14 protein-coding genes are annotated in these 15,554 nt (G+C 42.2%); 13 read left to right on the top strand and 1 reads right to left on the bottom strand.

Annotated elements, in window-relative coordinates; translation table 11 throughout:
- The first annotated feature begins 152 nt into the window (after positions 1 to 152).
- The 6 genes from NI467_RS13260 to NI467_RS13235 all read left to right on the top strand — a co-directional run bounded on the left by NI467_RS13260 (position 153) and on the right by NI467_RS13235 (position 7,224).
- Positions 153 to 1,061 (top strand): polysaccharide deacetylase family protein, encoded by a 909-nt coding sequence (locus tag NI467_RS13260; protein WP_253153367.1) that lies wholly within the window; start codon positions 153 to 155, stop codon positions 1,059 to 1,061.
- Between the two features lie 338 nt (positions 1,062 to 1,399).
- A complete protein-coding gene (locus tag NI467_RS13255; RefSeq protein ID WP_253153366.1) occupies positions 1,400 to 2,110 on the top strand; it encodes a phosphopantetheine-binding protein in 711 nt (236 codons plus the stop codon).
- 130 nt (positions 2,111 to 2,240) lie between these two features.
- Positions 2,241 to 2,885, top strand: coding sequence for an RluA family pseudouridine synthase (locus NI467_RS13250; RefSeq protein WP_253153365.1), 645 nt, complete (start codon positions 2,241 to 2,243; stop codon positions 2,883 to 2,885).
- A gap of 143 nt (positions 2,886 to 3,028) precedes the next feature.
- On the top strand, positions 3,029 to 5,866 hold the full coding sequence (rapA, locus tag NI467_RS13245) for an RNA polymerase-associated protein RapA (RefSeq protein ID WP_151206839.1): 2,838 nt from the start codon (positions 3,029 to 3,031) through the stop codon (positions 5,864 to 5,866).
- A 156-nt stretch (positions 5,867 to 6,022) separates the two neighbouring features.
- The gene (locus NI467_RS13240) at positions 6,023 to 6,289 is read left to right on the top strand and encodes a PAAR domain-containing protein (protein ID WP_151206840.1); all 267 of its coding nucleotides are present in this window, start codon (positions 6,023 to 6,025) and stop codon (positions 6,287 to 6,289) included.
- Between the two features lie 137 nt (positions 6,290 to 6,426).
- Complete coding sequence (locus NI467_RS13235) at positions 6,427 to 7,224, top strand: alpha/beta fold hydrolase (protein ID WP_253153364.1); 798 nt, start codon at positions 6,427 to 6,429, stop codon at positions 7,222 to 7,224.
- A gap of 55 nt (positions 7,225 to 7,279) precedes the next feature.
- On the opposite strand, the gene fabR is transcribed toward NI467_RS13235, so the two are convergent.
- Positions 7,280 to 7,957, bottom strand: coding sequence for an HTH-type transcriptional repressor FabR (fabR, locus tag NI467_RS13230; protein ID WP_151206842.1), 678 nt, complete (start codon positions 7,955 to 7,957; stop codon positions 7,280 to 7,282).
- 153 nt (positions 7,958 to 8,110) lie between these two features.
- Here fabR and NI467_RS13225 point away from each other — a divergent pair, with 153 nt between their 5' ends.
- The 7 genes from NI467_RS13225 (at position 8,111) to NI467_RS13195 (ending at position 15,497) form a co-directional block, all read left to right on the top strand.
- Positions 8,111 to 9,175: a flavin reductase family protein gene (locus NI467_RS13225; protein WP_253153363.1), complete on the top strand. Its 1,065-nt coding sequence runs from the start codon at positions 8,111 to 8,113 to the stop codon at positions 9,173 to 9,175.
- 14 nt (positions 9,176 to 9,189) lie between these two features.
- Positions 9,190 to 10,284, top strand: coding sequence for an acyl-CoA desaturase (locus NI467_RS13220; RefSeq protein ID WP_151203242.1), 1,095 nt, complete (start codon positions 9,190 to 9,192; stop codon positions 10,282 to 10,284).
- A 221-nt stretch (positions 10,285 to 10,505) separates the two neighbouring features.
- Positions 10,506 to 10,943, top strand: coding sequence for an I78 family peptidase inhibitor (locus NI467_RS13215; RefSeq protein WP_253153362.1), 438 nt, complete (start codon positions 10,506 to 10,508; stop codon positions 10,941 to 10,943).
- A 122-nt stretch (positions 10,944 to 11,065) separates the two neighbouring features.
- Positions 11,066 to 11,425, top strand: coding sequence for a hypothetical protein (locus NI467_RS13210; protein ID WP_151206845.1), 360 nt, complete (start codon positions 11,066 to 11,068; stop codon positions 11,423 to 11,425).
- Between the two features lie 199 nt (positions 11,426 to 11,624).
- Positions 11,625 to 11,894, top strand: coding sequence for a hypothetical protein (locus NI467_RS13205; RefSeq protein WP_151203239.1), 270 nt, complete (start codon positions 11,625 to 11,627; stop codon positions 11,892 to 11,894).
- 296 nt (positions 11,895 to 12,190) lie between these two features.
- Positions 12,191 to 14,830 carry a bifunctional aconitate hydratase 2/2-methylisocitrate dehydratase gene (locus NI467_RS13200; RefSeq protein WP_151203238.1) on the top strand — a complete coding sequence of 880 codons (2,640 nt, stop codon included), beginning with the start codon at positions 12,191 to 12,193 and terminating at the stop codon, positions 14,828 to 14,830.
- Between the two features lie 61 nt (positions 14,831 to 14,891).
- A complete protein-coding gene (locus tag NI467_RS13195) occupies positions 14,892 to 15,497 on the top strand; it encodes a hypothetical protein (protein ID WP_253153361.1) in 606 nt (201 codons plus the stop codon).
- Positions 15,498 to 15,554: the final 57 nt, after the last annotated feature.

The following is a 15,554-nucleotide window of genomic DNA, read 5'->3' as shown; positions in this document are numbered from 1 at the left end:
CGAGGCAAAAGACTGGGATTAAGATTCAATTTAATTGCGGGAATCTATAACTTGGAGCTGAGTAAAAAATGACTTATGAAAGAAATCTACTATAAAATAAAATATTAAGCTTGTATTTTACTATCAGTAATTTCAAATAATAGAGTCACTCGATGCTTAAAAAAATTATCATAAGTCTTTGCTTGGGTTTATCTAATGTAGCTATCGCAAAAAGCATAGCTTTGAGTTTCGATGATGGTTTAGACCCATCAATTAATGCAGATGCTCAACAAATCAATGAAGATATTTTAAGTACATTAAAACAAAATAAAATTCAGGCAATCGTTTATCCAAGTATAAGTAAAATTGGAGGAACAAACGGATTAAATATAATTTCTAATTGGGGCAAACAAGGCCATCGTATTGGTAATCATGGAAATTTACATCTAAATCTTAATAAAGATGAAGTGAATTTATCTACTTATTTACAAGATATGCAACAAGGTCATGAAATGTTTTCCTCATTAGCGGGATTTATACCACGTTACCGCTTTCCATTTCTTAAAGAGGGAAATACTCTAGAAAAAAGGGATAATGTGCGTAAATGGCTGAGTAGCCATAGCTATAAATCTGGCGCTGTTAGCATCGATGCGAGTGATTGGTATTACAATCAATTGTTTCTGAAATATCATCAAGAAAAAGATCAAACAAGCCTGGCTAAATTAAAACAAGCTTACATTGTCCATTTACTTGACCGAGCGAAATATTATGATGATTTAGCCGTACAAACATTAGGACGATCTCCAAACCATGTACTTTTACTTCATATAAGAGCTATTAATGCCGCTTGGCTAGAAGACATAATTACTTCCTTCAAGAGGGAAGGCTGGAAATTTATTGATAGTGATACCGCCTATCAAGACACTATTTATAAAATTCAGCCAAATTTATTGCCTGCTGGTGAAAGTATCATCTGGAGTATTGCGCAAATTTATGGTGTGAACAATTTACGTTATCCAGCAGAAGATGCTCCATATGAATATCTAAATTTGGCAAATCATGGTTTGGGAGTTGAGAAATAAATCCTTCATTTAACATAAAAGCCATTGCTTTAAGCTATTCTTCATGTCAACTATCTTCTACATTTAAGAAAAAATAATTTTCCATCCTTTGATAGACTCAGACCCATCCCATGTTCCACTTGCCCACAATATTTACAACCAAGTAAATAAATGCCGACAATCCTGTCTATATAAACTACCTTATGATTTTTAATCACTTATTGAATCATAATAGCTTGTTTATCAGATTTTTTGACACCTACTTAACTTGCAGCTCTTATTGGCTTATTTCGATTTAAACTCAATTTAAAAACACATCTGCGCTAAAATATCCGGCAAATGTCGCTTTAGAGTTTCCCATGCTATATCCCATGCCTAAAAAAATCCAATTCACTCCATCGCCAGCTAAATGGCAACTTGCTGCCAATGAATCGGTTTTGGTCTTGGTGGGATTACATAACCTGCGCATGCAGACTGGAATCCAAGATACGGAACTGATGAAAAATCTTATTCAGATTAGCAATAAAGCCAAAGCACTGGATATTCCGATTGTTGATTTATATGGTGATGACCTGATGCAGGGCATGCAACAACTCGGTGAATATGCCTCAACCCATCCCCAACTGATTTTTGCAGGACAGGTGACGCCGATGCTGAAACAGATTTTACCGCATCTGCAAAGCGTGACAGAGCACATCTGTGTGGTGGATGATGCAGTTTTTCTGGTCAATCAGGAGCAGCATATCCAGTGGATTGAGAATATCTCGCAGCAGGGTTTACATCACATGAGCAGTTATAGCCTGACACGTTTATGGAGTTTAAGTGCGCCGTCAAACTATGTACTGTCGATCAAAGGCATTATGTTAGCTGTGGCTGAACAGCTGGATATGGATGCTCTGGAAATTGATCCTTATATTGATTTAAAACAGTATGGACTGGACTCTGTAGCAATGGTCAGCCTGGTTGGAGTATGGCGCGCACATGGTGCAGAGCTGCGTTATGAAGATATGCTTGAACATGCTTCCTTGCATGAATTGGCAAGTTTTGTGCTGCAATCTGTACGCCGCTAGAGAGTGATTGAGTAATTTACCCCACATAATCGGAAATTTCTTCGGCATTTATATAAAAGCGCATTGTAATTATTCGCCAAGCTTTCTATTATGGCCGCCTTATTTTTCGCGATCAGCCTGGGATTGAACTTTGAGTAATTTTCTAACCGAACATCTGATACATCGTGATAAGGATTTTATGGTCATCCATAAACCGGCTGGTTTGCTTACAGTTCCAGGGAAAACAGAAGATTTACAAGACTGTCTCATTAGCCGTCTCATGAAAATAGAGCCCAAAACCTTGCTCATCCATCGTCTGGATCGGGACACCTCCGGCATTTTGGTATTTGCCTTGAGCCGGGAAGGGCAAAAATCTATTTCTCGCCAATTTCAGGAACGCCAGACGGATAAAACCTATCAGGCAATTGTGGCGGGAACTCTGGACGGCGAAGGAATGGTGGATGTTCCCGTGATTTATGATCCGGACCATCCGCCATTACATATTGCAGAACCAAATCATAATAAGCCTGCACTCACCCATTGGCAGGCCATTGAACATTTTGAAATTCAGGGACAAGCTGTCACCCGTGTAAAATTGACCCCGATTACGGGGCGTTCACATCAGCTGCGTGTGCATATGCAGTATCTTGGACATCCTATTATTGGAGATACCTTGTATGCTACACCTGAGCAGCAACAGCTGAGCGTACGCTTATGTTTGCATGCCGAACGTTTAAGTTTCTCTCATCCTCACACACAACAACCGGTTGAATTTTATTGTCCGGCGCCATTCTAGGGGTGAGTTTTTTAATCGGCGTGAATTATACTCACTTTTTAGTGGGCTTTATGTCAAAATACATTGCTTGAAGGTGTGAAGTTTTGCTCCAATGACATTTCGTGATGGAGCCTGATATTCATAATCTTGTACTTAAGATAAAGGTGGAAAAATTGCAGCAATTTGCTATTGGTCAACGTTGGTTATCAGATACTGAAACAGAACTCGGCTTAGGAGTTCTCATTGATGTTGATGAACGATCGGTCAGCATTTTATTCCCAAAAAGCGATGAAACGCGTGTCTATGCACGTAGCAATGCACCTTTGTCCCGCATCATTTTTAATGCCAATGACGAGCTGCAAGATCAGGAAGGTATTTACTGGACCGTGGAATCGGTCGAAGACCGTCATGGCGTGGTTCGTTACCACGTAGTACGCACGCTTGAAGATGGCAGCGAAGAGCGTAAAGCCCTCAATGAAACCCGTGTGGGTGCAAGTATTCAGCTGTCCAAGCCTCTGGATCGTTTGCTGGCCAGCCAGATTGATTATAAAGAATGGTATGACCTGCGTATTGAAGCATTGCTGATGCAAGCCAATATGCAAAGCAGTCCCTTACGTGGCCTGATTGGTTCACGTGTTGGGCTGATTCCCCATCAGCTGTATATTGCCCATGAAGTTGGTCAGCGTTTTGCGCCGCGTGTATTACTGGCCGATGAAGTTGGCTTGGGTAAAACCATTGAAGCCGGCCTGATCATGCACCAGCAACTTAAAACAGGACGTTCTGAACGTATCCTGATTCTGGTTCCAGATTCATTACAATATCAGTGGATGATTGAAATGCGCCGCCGTTTCAATCTGGAATTCTCCCTGTTTGATCTGACCCGTACCGCTTCGATCAAGGAACATGATCCGGATCTTAACCCGTTCCTGACCGAGCAGCGCATCATTGCATCTGTCGATTTGATGATTGACCATGAAGATTTACGTGAACAGGCTTTAGAAGCGGGTTTCGATTTGCTGGTGGTTGATGAAGCGCACCATTTAATGTGGAGCGAAGAAGAAGGCGGTAATGACCGTTATGATCTGGTTGAAGAGCTGGCAGAGCACACAGCAGGCGTTTTACTGCTTACCGCAACACCAGAACAGCTGGGCGTAGAAAGTCACTTTGCGCGTTTGCGCTTACTTGATCCGCAGCGTTTCAGCTCACTGGACCGTTTCCTGGATGAAGAAGAACAATATCAGCATACTGCTAAAATTGCTGAAGCCTTGATGTCAGATATGCCACTTGAAGCCGAACATCTGACTGCAATTGAAGACTTGTTAGGTCATGCGATTGAAGATACAGCAGAACAACGCTTCCGTGCGATTCATGAACTGCTGGACCGTCATGGTACAGGTCGTATTCTGTTTCGTAACACGCGTGAAGCCATTCAGGGCTTCCCGGGCCGTGACTGTCAGCCTGTACCACTGCCAGCACCAGAAAACTGGTCTAAAGATGGCAAGCTACGTGAACAGATGTGGCCGGAAGAAGCCCAGCTCGATGGCTCATGGATGGAGACTGATCCACGTGTCATGTGGCTGATGGAAAAATTGCGTACCGATCTGAAACACAAGAAGGTATTGCTGATTGCACGCAGCGGTCCGGTGGTAGAAGCGCTAGAAAATGTACTTCGCTTACATGCCGGTATCCGTACCGCGATGTTCCATGAGGGGATGAGCCTGCTGGAACGTGACCAGGCAGCGGCTTATTTTGCTGAAGACTCTTATGGTGCACAGATTCTGCTCTGTTCAGAAATTGGTTCTGAAGGGCGTAACTTCCAGTTTGCTTCTGATCTGATTCTGTTTGACTTGCCGGCGAATCCTGATGTGCTGGAACAGCGTATTGGCCGTCTGGACCGGATCGGCCAGGAAAACCGTATTCAGATTCATGTGCCTTATTTAGTGGGTACAGCGCAAGAGCGGATGTTCCGCTGGTATAACGAAGCCCTGAATATTTTTAGTAATATTTCTCCTACAGCGCAAACTTTGCAAGAAAACTTCATTGTGGCATTAAAAGATTGCCTGCTGGCGGACAAAGGCCAGGAATTTGAAGATCTGCTGGAAGAAGTCAGCGTACAACGTGAAGCACTGGAAGCCGAGTTGCAGGCTGGCCGTGACCGACTGCTTGAGTATAATTCTTGTCGTCCTGTTGTGGCGCAGGAAATTGTCAAGGCACTCGAAGACTATGATGACAACACAAATCTGCCTGTGTTTATGAAACGCTTTATGGCATCGACCAATATTGATTTTGATGAGCAAAGCAATGGAACCGTAATTATCAAGCCCACAGATCAGATGCAGGTACAAGGTTTGACGCTGGACGAAGATGGTATGACGGCGACGTTCTACCGTGATCAGGCGCAAATCAGGGAAGATGCACAGTACCTGACCCTTGAGCATCCATTTACCGAAAGTGTGATGGAAATGATCAATACTCAAGGCTTTGGCAGTACCAACGTTGCTGTGTTAAAGTCAGCCGCTTTACCGCAAGGTTCTGTATTGCTGGAAGTCTGGTTTAAAGTTGATGTTATTGCACCTAAAGCGCTGAACCTGCCATCTAGCTTGCCACAGCAATTGATTCGCGTCTTGCTGAGTGAAAAAGGTCAGGATCTGTCACAGAAGATTGCCCCAGAAATCCTGAAACCGTATTTACATCATCTAGATGGTAATAGCTGCCGTCAGGTGGTCAAAGCCCGTCGTGATATTATTGAGGCACGTTACCAGCAAGCTCTTGAACTGGCACGTGCGAATTTACCAAACTTCAAGCAGCAGGCCAAAGAAGTGTATGGTAATAAATGGCAATATGAAATTGACCGTTTGACTTATCTGAAGCAGTTCAACCCAAGTATCCGTGAAGATGAAATTGCCCGTTTACAGAAGTTGCAAAAAGAAGGCTTAAGCCTGCTGGATGGATTATCGGTGACGCCTGAAGGTATTCAGGTAATGGTGGTAGTAAAACCATAAACGCTCATTGAGCAAAAAGATATTTCTTAAAAGCAGTCTTCGGGCTGCTTTTATTTTTAAACTTTTAGCAAGCCAGACCTTTAATCGGGCCATTTTGTGTATGGGTCTATTTTTGGTTAAAATTTTGACTTCCTTAAAATTATAAAGAAAAACAATATGTCTAAAGCCTTAATTACCATCGGAGCCAAAACTTCACATGGTGGGGTGGTCGTTGAAGAAGAAGCTTCTTTTCTGGTCAATGGCGTTGCAGTTCATTTACATGCAATGAAACATTATTGTCCAAAATGCCAGCTTGTCGTCATGGCGATTGCTGCTGATCCGTCGTTTCAGGTTCATGGCCGGGCAGTGGTCCTGGCTGGAGATAAAACCACCTGTGGAGCAATTTTTCTACCGATGCAAAGTCTGGTGGTTGCACAAAAATAATGCTGAGTCCAGTTATAAAGTGCCTGTTATCAAAGGCCTGTGACTTTAAAGTCATAGATTGATGATTTCTGCCCTATAGCATTCAAGTTTGAATGATTAAGCTGAGGCAATATCTCAGAAGATAAGCAAAGATAAAAATGAAACCCGTATTATATTTTACGCATGCGAATGGTATTCCCTCTGCGAGTTATCGAAAGTTTTTAGATCATTTTCAGGATGAATATACGGTCAAATCCATTCCGTTGATTGGAATGAATCCACACTACCCGATCACCAAAGACTGGCGTTATCTGGTGGATGAAGTCATCGATGATATTCAGCAGCAGGCACCAGGCCAGAAAGTGGTGGGTTTGGGGCACTCTTTTGGCGGCTTAATTACGCTCATGGCGGCATATCGCCGGCCAGAACTTTTTTCCAGACTGGTGATTATGGACCCGCCGTTTGTTATTGGAAAAAAAAGTGCGCTTTTTGAGCTGGTAAAAAAACTGAATCTGAAAAGTATTGACCGTTTTACCCCGGCAGGTATTACCTTAAAGCGTAAAGATTACTGGCCATCGCGCCAGGCAGCAGCTGAAGCGCTCAGGACGAATCGCCTGTTTAAACATTTTGATGAGCAGTGTTTTGATGATTATATTGCAAGTGGAATAGTGGCCAATCCACAGGGTGGAGTCACATTGCGTATCCCGAAACAGATTGAAGCTGAAATTTTCCGGACAGTGCCGGCCTGGTGGTGGAGAACGCCGCGTAAACCACCGCAAGTCCCAGTGCATCTGGTTACTGCTGAACATAGCCAGTTTTATCAGCAACGACTACCACAAGGAATACAGAGGTTTTACCAGATAGAATATTCGGTGGTGCAGGGCGGTCATATGTTTCCGCTTGAACATCCTGAAGCAACAGCAAATCATGTCAATGCCCAGCTTCAGTTGCTTTAAGCCATAAAGCAAGAGGCTTGATCTGAGTCTCTTGTTGTATTGATTTAACTTTCAGTTAATTCAGTTGGGATTGTTCCAGATGACGGGCACCTTCCAGGATCATTCGAATCATAATCATCGTTTGTTCTGCGATTTCCTGACGTTCTGCAGCTGGCATATCAATTACATTGGCCCCCATATTAAATACCAATTGGGTAATCGCCTTAGACACAATATCCGGATGAAATAATTTTTTATTATTCAGACGCTCGAAGCGGATCAAATCTTCCTGCAACTCCTGCTGGAAATAATTCAGCTGACGCTCTACGGCCTGCTTATAAGACTTGGAACCGGTATAGCCTTCACGTAATAACAGGCTCAGATTGCCTTCATCTGCATCGAGCTGGGCAATAAATACTTCTACTGAGCTGCGAATGATGCTGCTCTGGCGTGATGCCTGCAGGCGTGCTTCATGCAAAATCTGACGCAATACAATCCCGGCACGATCAATCAGCTCGATTGCCAGTTCATCAATATCCTTAAAATGGCGATAAAAACTGTTTGGTGCAATGCCAGCTTCACGTGCAACTTCACGCAAACTTAAGGACGAGATACTCTTTTCTGGCCCAATCAGGTTTAAGGCTGCCTGAAAAAGTTCTTCTTTGGTAATAGTCGCTTTACGGCCCACACTACGTACCACAATCGGCTCATCAATGTTGTTTGATTGTAAGGAGGCGTCACTGCTCATTTTCATTGAAAGCTCTTTCAGGAGAAGGGGTTAATTAAAGCATTATTACATTATAACCAAGGGGAATCGGCTTGTGAAATAATTAGAAACAATACATCTGTATATACAAATATATATACAGATGTATAATAATTGAAAATCCACGGTGGTGTCTTTACGATGCAGGTACTCGAAAAACTTAAAATGCCTTTAACTACGCTCGGCGAGAGTGTAATCGACCAGCATGCGATCAACTTCTGGGCGCAAAAACTGAATCCTTTATGGTCATTCAATCAGGCTTTAGGCGAAATTGTGCATATAGAAACTGCTGCACGGGATATGCTGAGTTTCAAAATTCGGGTCAATCGTTTATTCAAATTTGGTGAAGCCGGCCAGCATCACCCTGTATTTGTAGTGATCAAGGGAATTCGCTATGAACGCAGCTATAGCCTGACACGTCTGGATCAGCAGCATGTTTTACTTACCGTAAAGCAAGTCAATGCCGGCAAGGTGAGTAACTGGTTGGCTGAACAGGCCAAAGTCGGCGACATTATTGAGTTTGGTCAGCCTTTTGGTGATATGACCTTGCCTGAACAAGCGCATCCGATGATTCTGCTGGCCGCAGGAAGTGGTATTACACCGATGCTCAGCATACTGGAAGCCTTGGATCAGAAAACTGAGTTTTCCGTGCCTGTGACTCTATGGTATTGGGTCAAGCACAATCAGGAGGCTGCTTTTATTACACGCTTTGAAGCATTGGCACGTAAATATCCTAACTTCAGTTATCAGGTATTTGCCACTCAGGAACAGCAGGCTGCGCCGCGTTTAGATGCAAGCTATCTGACACAGTTACAAAACCTTGAGCAAAGCGTGGTATATGCCTGTGGGCCTTCCGGCTTTGTATCGACTGCAGAACCGCTGTTTGGTTCGGTCAAACTGTTCAAAAGTGAAGCCTTTAGTATGAGCTTATGCGATATGTCTGATACTGGTTTTGTGAATATCACACTGACCCGGTCAAAAAAGACCGTCAGTATTCCTAAAGGCCAGTCAATTCTGGTGAGTCTGGAACATCAAAATATTAAACCTGCACATGGCTGCCGTATGGGAATTTGCAATAAATGTGTCTGTAATAAAGTTGAAGGTGCAACCAAAAGTCTGGTCAATGGCGCACAAAGTACCGAACCCGGTAATGCCTTGAAAATTTGTGTTAACTCGGCACAGACCGATCTAGTCATTGACCTATAAGCGAGTCTTATCTTATGAATATGCCAGTCAAAGTAGAATATTTTAAAAATCCTAAAAACCGTGAATTGAGCCAGTTTGAGCTGGATGAGCTCGCAGCTGAGCTGGATGCAATCAAGCAGGAAGTGCTGAATGATCTGGGCGAAAAAGATGCCAAGTATATCCACAAGGTGTATTCTGCAATTCGATATTCCTCAATTGCAGGTCGTGCCTTGTTGTTTGCAGGCTGGTTTCCGCCAGCCTGGGTTTTGGGGACAGGTCTATTAAGCTTTGCCAAAATCATGGAAAATATGGAATTGGGTCATAATGTTATGCATGGCCAGTATGACTGGATGAATGATCCTAAGCTGAAGGGTCAAACTTATGAGTGGGATATTGTCGGTACTTCTGATAACTGGCGTCAGACGCATAACTTTAAACACCATACCTATACCAATATCAAAGGGATGGATGATGATATCGGTTATGGCCTGCTGCGCCTGTTCCCTGAGCAGCGCTGGAAGCCGGGCTTTTTATTACAACCGATTTATGCCGTGCCATTCTGTTTGCTGTTCCAGTGGGGCGTCGCAATTCAAAATCTTGAGCTGGGTAAATACTTGAAGGGCCGCAAAACCAAGCAGAAAATGCAAGAAGAGTGGGCACCGATGCAGCGCAAAATTGGCAAGCAGTTGTTTAAGGATTATGTTTTCTTTCCGGTCATTGCTGGTCCGGCGGCGCTGCCGGTATTTACGGGGAATCTGGTGGCCAATGGCATTCGTAATATCTGGACTTTTAGTGTGATTTTCTGTGGTCACTTTACCAAAGATGTAGAAGTATTCCCGAAATCCGTCATGCAAAATGAAAGTCGTGGTCACTGGTACATGCGTCAGATACGTGGATCTTCTAATCTGACAGGTTCAGAAGCCTTTCATATCCTGACCGGACATTTAAGCCATCAGATTGAGCATCACTTATATCCGGATATCCCTGCACGCCGTTATCGTCAGATGGCGCCAAAAGTGGAAGCGGTATGTAAAAAATATGGCTTGCACTACAACAATGCCAGTCTGGTGAAACAATATGGCAGTGTACTCAAACGTATTGTGAAATATGCTTTTCCATTTAAAAAGTAAATTGTCTTGAAAAAAACCGCTTTTAAATCAAGCGGTTTTTTTAATACTGGTCTAGTAGATTAAAACATTTAGTAGAAGACCTATTTAAAATCAGAAAAGTTATTTAATAAAGATAAAACTACAGCTTGTACATAAATATAAGGAGCAGACTCAGCACATCGCTGGAGCTGTGAAGTGAATATGCTAAATTAAGCGTCAATAACTTCAGAAGAATGCTGAATATGCAAAAAATAATCTTATCTGGCATGTTGGCCACCCTTTTGCTCGCCGGCTGTACCAGCGTTACGCAGAATCATGACCACCAGCCCGTATTAGGCATGGTCAATCCGGCAAGTCAATATTGTGTCAGCCAAGGTGGAAAACTGGAATTACGTACCGAAGCGCAGGGGCAAGTTGGTTACTGTCATCTAAAAAATCAACAGGTCATTGAAGAATGGGAATATTACAATATGAGTCAGCCCAAATGTGTACCTGAACAGGCTGTGGCCTTGGTTGGACAGGCAGATTTGACCGAAGCACAGATCAAGCAAAAAACCCAAGCCCAGCTGGTAAGGGTCATTCATCTGGGGGATGTCGTTACCATGGATTATAATGACGCACGTATCACCGTAACTGTAGATGCAACCAGCAAAAAAGTTTTACAGGCGAATTGCGGTTAATTTCTTCCGAAGCTTCGCCTGTTAAAGACCGGATTAGACTCTTCTACTTAAGGCACAGGATTTGCATTTTAAATGACAAATCCTGCCTGATCTTTTATATTGCCTTGTGGAAGGAGAAGTTCATGAAAAAATTATTGGTCTTATCGTTTATGGTGGCGCTGGTGGGTTGTGCCGAGAAGAAACCTTTAACCCCGGAAGAGCAATGGCAAGGTTACTGCCGTAGTGTGGGGAATGCCGCGCGTACCATTATGCTGGACCGTCAGAACGCGATTGAAAAAGACAAGGCAATTGAACATGCCAACAAGATTGATGATGATACAACTCGGACATTTATCCTGAGCATTATTGATGAAATTTATGCACTTCCAAAAGAAGAAATTAATCAGGATGTAGCTGCGGCACGTGAAAAAGTGCGGGCTGAGTTTACGCAAAAGTGTATTGCTACACCGCATGATGAAATGCCAGATTATAAACCGTTCTAAGAAACGGTTTTTTTATTCCTGATGAAGTCAGTTTGCTCTCATAAAATTGTAAAACTTTAATTCAGCCCCTGTTTTTAATGGTTATTGAATAGCCTAAGCAAATATATGATTTGTGACAATTGCTAAATCTAAAATATAGAAAAGCTTATCTGAATATTGAATAATAAATTTAACTCCAGAACTTCAGGAGCAACATAAGATGAAAGTCGTTAAGTATTTGCATCACTGTGATTTGCTGTTAGAAGATGAACATGGTTTTGCAATAATTAGTGGTGGTCACTATGTATTGAGTGTGGGTGACCGGGTGGTTTTTAAAAGAATTATAGAACAGGATAAGCAGCTGTATCAGGTGGACATTTCCTTTGCCAGCAGCAACCATAGCACTACCTGTGAAGATCAATGGTTTCTTAAGTTTGAAGGCTGTCGAGACTCATTCCAGCAATATTTAAACTCAACCACAGTCCACTAAGGTGGAGTATCTTTTTTTATATAAATCAGGCAACATCAGTGTTGCCTTTTTTATGCATCAAATTCAGTTAAAAGGGTTCATAACCGTCGTTAATTTATGCAAGCAGATGGCTCTTGATTATTGAATGATCATTATGGGTATCATTTATTTATAAAATAACGAGCATCACAAAGAAACACTTTACTTGCATTAACTTTTAACTGGAAGTTTAGTAAAATTTTGGAGTCCATATTATTTATGAAGCTTTGTATAAGCAGGAAATCATAAATAATTTTTTAAAAAAGAGGAATAACACCGTGCTAGAAGCTTACCGCCAACACGTTGCAGAACGTGCCGCACTCGGAGTCCCACCGAAGCCACTTGATGATACTCAAACTGCTGCATTAGTTGAATTATTCAAAAATCCACCAGCTGGCGAAGAAGCATTCTTAGTTGATTTGCTTGAAAACCGTGTTCCAGCGGGTGTTGACCAAGCTGCTTATGTTAAAGCTGCATTCTTAGCTGCTGTGGCTAAAGGCGAAGCAACTTCTCCACTGGTTTCTAAAGAACGTGCGGTTTACTTACTGGGCACTATGCTTGGTGGTTATAACGTTGCTCCTTTAGTTGAACTTTTAGATGACGCTGCTCTAGGTGAACTTGCTGCTGAAGCGCTGAAAAAAACGCTGCTAGTATTTGATGCGTTCCATGACGTTGCTGACAAAGCAAAAGCGGGCAATGCAAACGCGAAAGCAGTTCTTCAATCTTGGGCTGACGCTGAATGGTTCACTAGCCGTAAAGACGTTCCTGAAGAAATTAAACTAACCGTTTTTAAAGTAACTGGCGAAACCAACACAGATGACCTGTCTCCAGCTCAAGATGCTTGGAGCCGTCCAGACATTCCATTGCACGCAAATGCAATGCTGAAAAACGAACGTGATGGCATCAACCCTGAAAAACCTGGTGAAGTTGGTCCATTAAGCCAAATTAAAGAGCTTATCGCGAAAGGCAACCAAGTTGCTTATGTGGGTGACGTTGTTGGTACAGGTTCATCTCGTAAATCTGCAACGAACTCGGTTCTTTGGTTCTTCGGTGACGAGATTGCTCACATCCCGAACAAAAAAGATGGTGGTTACTGCTTAGGTGGTAAAATTGCTCCGATTTTCTTCAACACGATGGAAGATGCGGGTGCATTACCAGTTGAGATCGATGTTTCTAACATGAACATGGGTGATGAAATCACTCTGAAAATTGATCATGCTGCTGCAAAAGTAACAGCGTTCAAAGATGGCGCACAAATCGCTGAAGCTGAACTGAAAACTCCAGTACTTCTAGATGAAGTACGTGCTGGTGGTCGTATTAACCTGATTATTGGTCGTGGTTTAACGACTAAAGCACGTGAAGAGTTAGGTCTTGCTCCATCTACTTTATTCCGTACTCCAGTTCAGCCTGAGAATACAGGTAAAGGCTTCACTCAAGCTCAAAAAATGGTAGGTCGCGCTTGTGGTCTTCCTGAAGGTCAGGGTGTTCGTCCAGGTACTTACTGTGAACCACGTATGACAACTGTTGGTTCGCAAGATACTACAGGTCCGATGACTCGTGATGAATTGAAAGACTTGGCTTGCTTAGGTTTCTCTGCTGACCTGGTAATGCAATCTTTCTGTCACACAGCTGCATATCCGAAACCAGTTGACGTTCAAATGCAACACACGCTTCCTGATTTCATCATGAATCGTGGTGGTGTATCTTTACGTCCAGGCGATGGTATTATCCACTCGTGGTTAAACCGTATGCTTCTTCCAGATACAGTAGGTACTGGTGGTGACTCGCATACTCGTTTCCCAATCGGTATTTCATTCCCGGCAGGTTCTGGTCTTGTAGCATTTGCTGCTGCAACTGGTGTTATGCCACTAGATATGCCTGAATCTGTACTGGTGAAATTCAAAGGTAAAATGCAACCTGGTATCACGCTACGTGACCTGGTACATGCAATTCCTTACTATGCAATTAAAGAAGGTGACCTGACTGTAGAGAAGAAAGGTAAGAAGAACATCTTCTCTGGCCGTATCCTTGAGATCGACCTAACAGAAATGGAAACTGACCTGACTGTTGAGCAGGCATTCGAACTTTCTGATGCTTCTGCTGAACGTTCAGCAGCGGGCTGTTCTATCACTCTTTCTGAAGAGAAAGTTGCTGAATACCTGCGCTCAAACATCACTATGCTGAAGTGGATGATTTCTCAAGGTTATGGCGATGCGCGTACTATGGCTCGTCGTGTTGAGAACATGGAAAAATGGTTGGCGAACCCATCACTTCTTAAAGCTGACGCTGATGCTGAATACACGAAAGTGTATGAAATCGACCTTGCTGACATCAAAGAACCTATCCTTTGCTGCCCGAACGATCCAGATGATGCAAAACTTCTTTCTGACGTTCAAGGCGACAAAATTGATGAAGTGTTCATCGGTTCTTGTATGACAAACATCGGTCACTTCCGTGCAGCTGGTAAGCTTCTAGAAAAAGTACCAGGTGGTTCTTTGTCTACTCGTCTATGGTTAGCTCCTCCAACTCGTATGGATGAACACCAGTTGATGGAAGAAGGTTTCTATAACACTTATGGTAAAGCTGGCGCTCGTACAGAAATGCCAGGTTGTTCACTGTGTATGGGTAACCAGGCACGTGTAGCGCCGAACACCACTTGTGTGTCGACTTCTACCCGTAACTTCCCGAACCGTTTAGGTCAAGGTGCGAACGTTTACTTGGCTTCTGCTGAACTTGCTGCTGTTGCTGCTGTATTGGGTAAATTACCTTCTCCAGAAGAATACCAACAGTACGCAGCTCAAATTGACAGCATGTCTGCTGACATCTATCAATACTTGAACTTCGACAAGATGAGCGAGTATACAGATGCTGCGAAAAACGTAGACACTAAAAAAATTGCTGCTGCTCAATTGGCTTAATTGATCAAAAAGTAGTTTAAAATAAGGGCTGAGTAATCAGCCCTTATTTTTTGAGAATAAAATGGAATACTTATTGCAAAGGTTATGCTGGAATTCGAATGGTTATCAATATCCAGCAGGAAAAACAATAGATGTAGATAAAGGATTTGCAGGAACACATGGCTTTGGATATGAAGAATGGAATTTTAATACTAATGATTTAATAGAGGGTCTTTGCTATGGATATATGTATCAAACACCGAAGAATTTTGAAGGTAAAAAATTTAATATCTTTTTTTTCAGTAAAGATAATGATGGAAGAGATTGGTTGATTGGACTTTATAAGGAGGCGAAATTTTTAAGTGAAAAGCAGCGTGTAACTTTAGAAAAAAAATTTAAAAAATCCGAGATATTTATTAGAAGAAAACAAGAGCTGATAAATTTAGGCATAAATAAAAGATTGGTTAATAATTATATTTTAGGAGAAACAAAAGAGGAAAAATTTATCTTTCCTTTGAATATATCAATCTGTCCACAAAAAATAATTTTGCTGGATAAACCAATTTTGATGAGTAAGTTGGTTAAAGAACGCTTGAATTATCATTATACAACTGCTGAAAATATAACAGGAAAAAATAAATTAAAAAAATTAAGTAGGGCGTGTCCTCATTTGAAGAATTGGTTTTAAATACTTAAAATCCTCCTTTGAGTTATTTTTATTTCTACATTTTCAATGGCACGCACT

This window comes from Acinetobacter sp. S4397-1 (assembly GCF_024129285.1).
GTDB classification, from domain to species: domain Bacteria; phylum Pseudomonadota; class Gammaproteobacteria; order Pseudomonadales; family Moraxellaceae; genus Acinetobacter; species Acinetobacter lwoffii_C.
This window is presented reverse-complemented; position numbering and strand designations above follow the sequence as displayed.

Coding starts and splice junctions, on each gene's coding strand:
- NI467_RS13260 (WP_253153367.1), top strand. CDS start 153: ATGCTTAAAAAAATTATCATAAGTCTTTGCTTGGGTTTATCTAATGTA.
- NI467_RS13255 (WP_253153366.1), top strand. CDS start 1,400: ATGCTATATCCCATGCCTAAAAAAATCCAATTCACTCCATCGCCAGCT.
- NI467_RS13240 (WP_151206840.1), top strand. CDS start 6,023: ATGTCTAAAGCCTTAATTACCATCGGAGCCAAAACTTCACATGGTGGG.
- NI467_RS13235 (WP_253153364.1), top strand. CDS start 6,427: ATGAAACCCGTATTATATTTTACGCATGCGAATGGTATTCCCTCTGCG.
- fabR (WP_151206842.1), bottom strand. CDS start 7,957: ATGAAAATGAGCAGTGACGCCTCCTTACAATCAAACAACATTGATGAG.
- NI467_RS13225 (WP_253153363.1), top strand. CDS start 8,111: ATGCAGGTACTCGAAAAACTTAAAATGCCTTTAACTACGCTCGGCGAG.
- NI467_RS13220 (WP_151203242.1), top strand. CDS start 9,190: ATGAATATGCCAGTCAAAGTAGAATATTTTAAAAATCCTAAAAACCGT.
- NI467_RS13215 (WP_253153362.1), top strand. CDS start 10,506: ATGCAAAAAATAATCTTATCTGGCATGTTGGCCACCCTTTTGCTCGCC.
- NI467_RS13210 (WP_151206845.1), top strand. CDS start 11,066: ATGAAAAAATTATTGGTCTTATCGTTTATGGTGGCGCTGGTGGGTTGT.
- NI467_RS13205 (WP_151203239.1), top strand. CDS start 11,625: ATGAAAGTCGTTAAGTATTTGCATCACTGTGATTTGCTGTTAGAAGAT.
- NI467_RS13195 (WP_253153361.1), top strand. CDS start 14,892: ATGGAATACTTATTGCAAAGGTTATGCTGGAATTCGAATGGTTATCAA.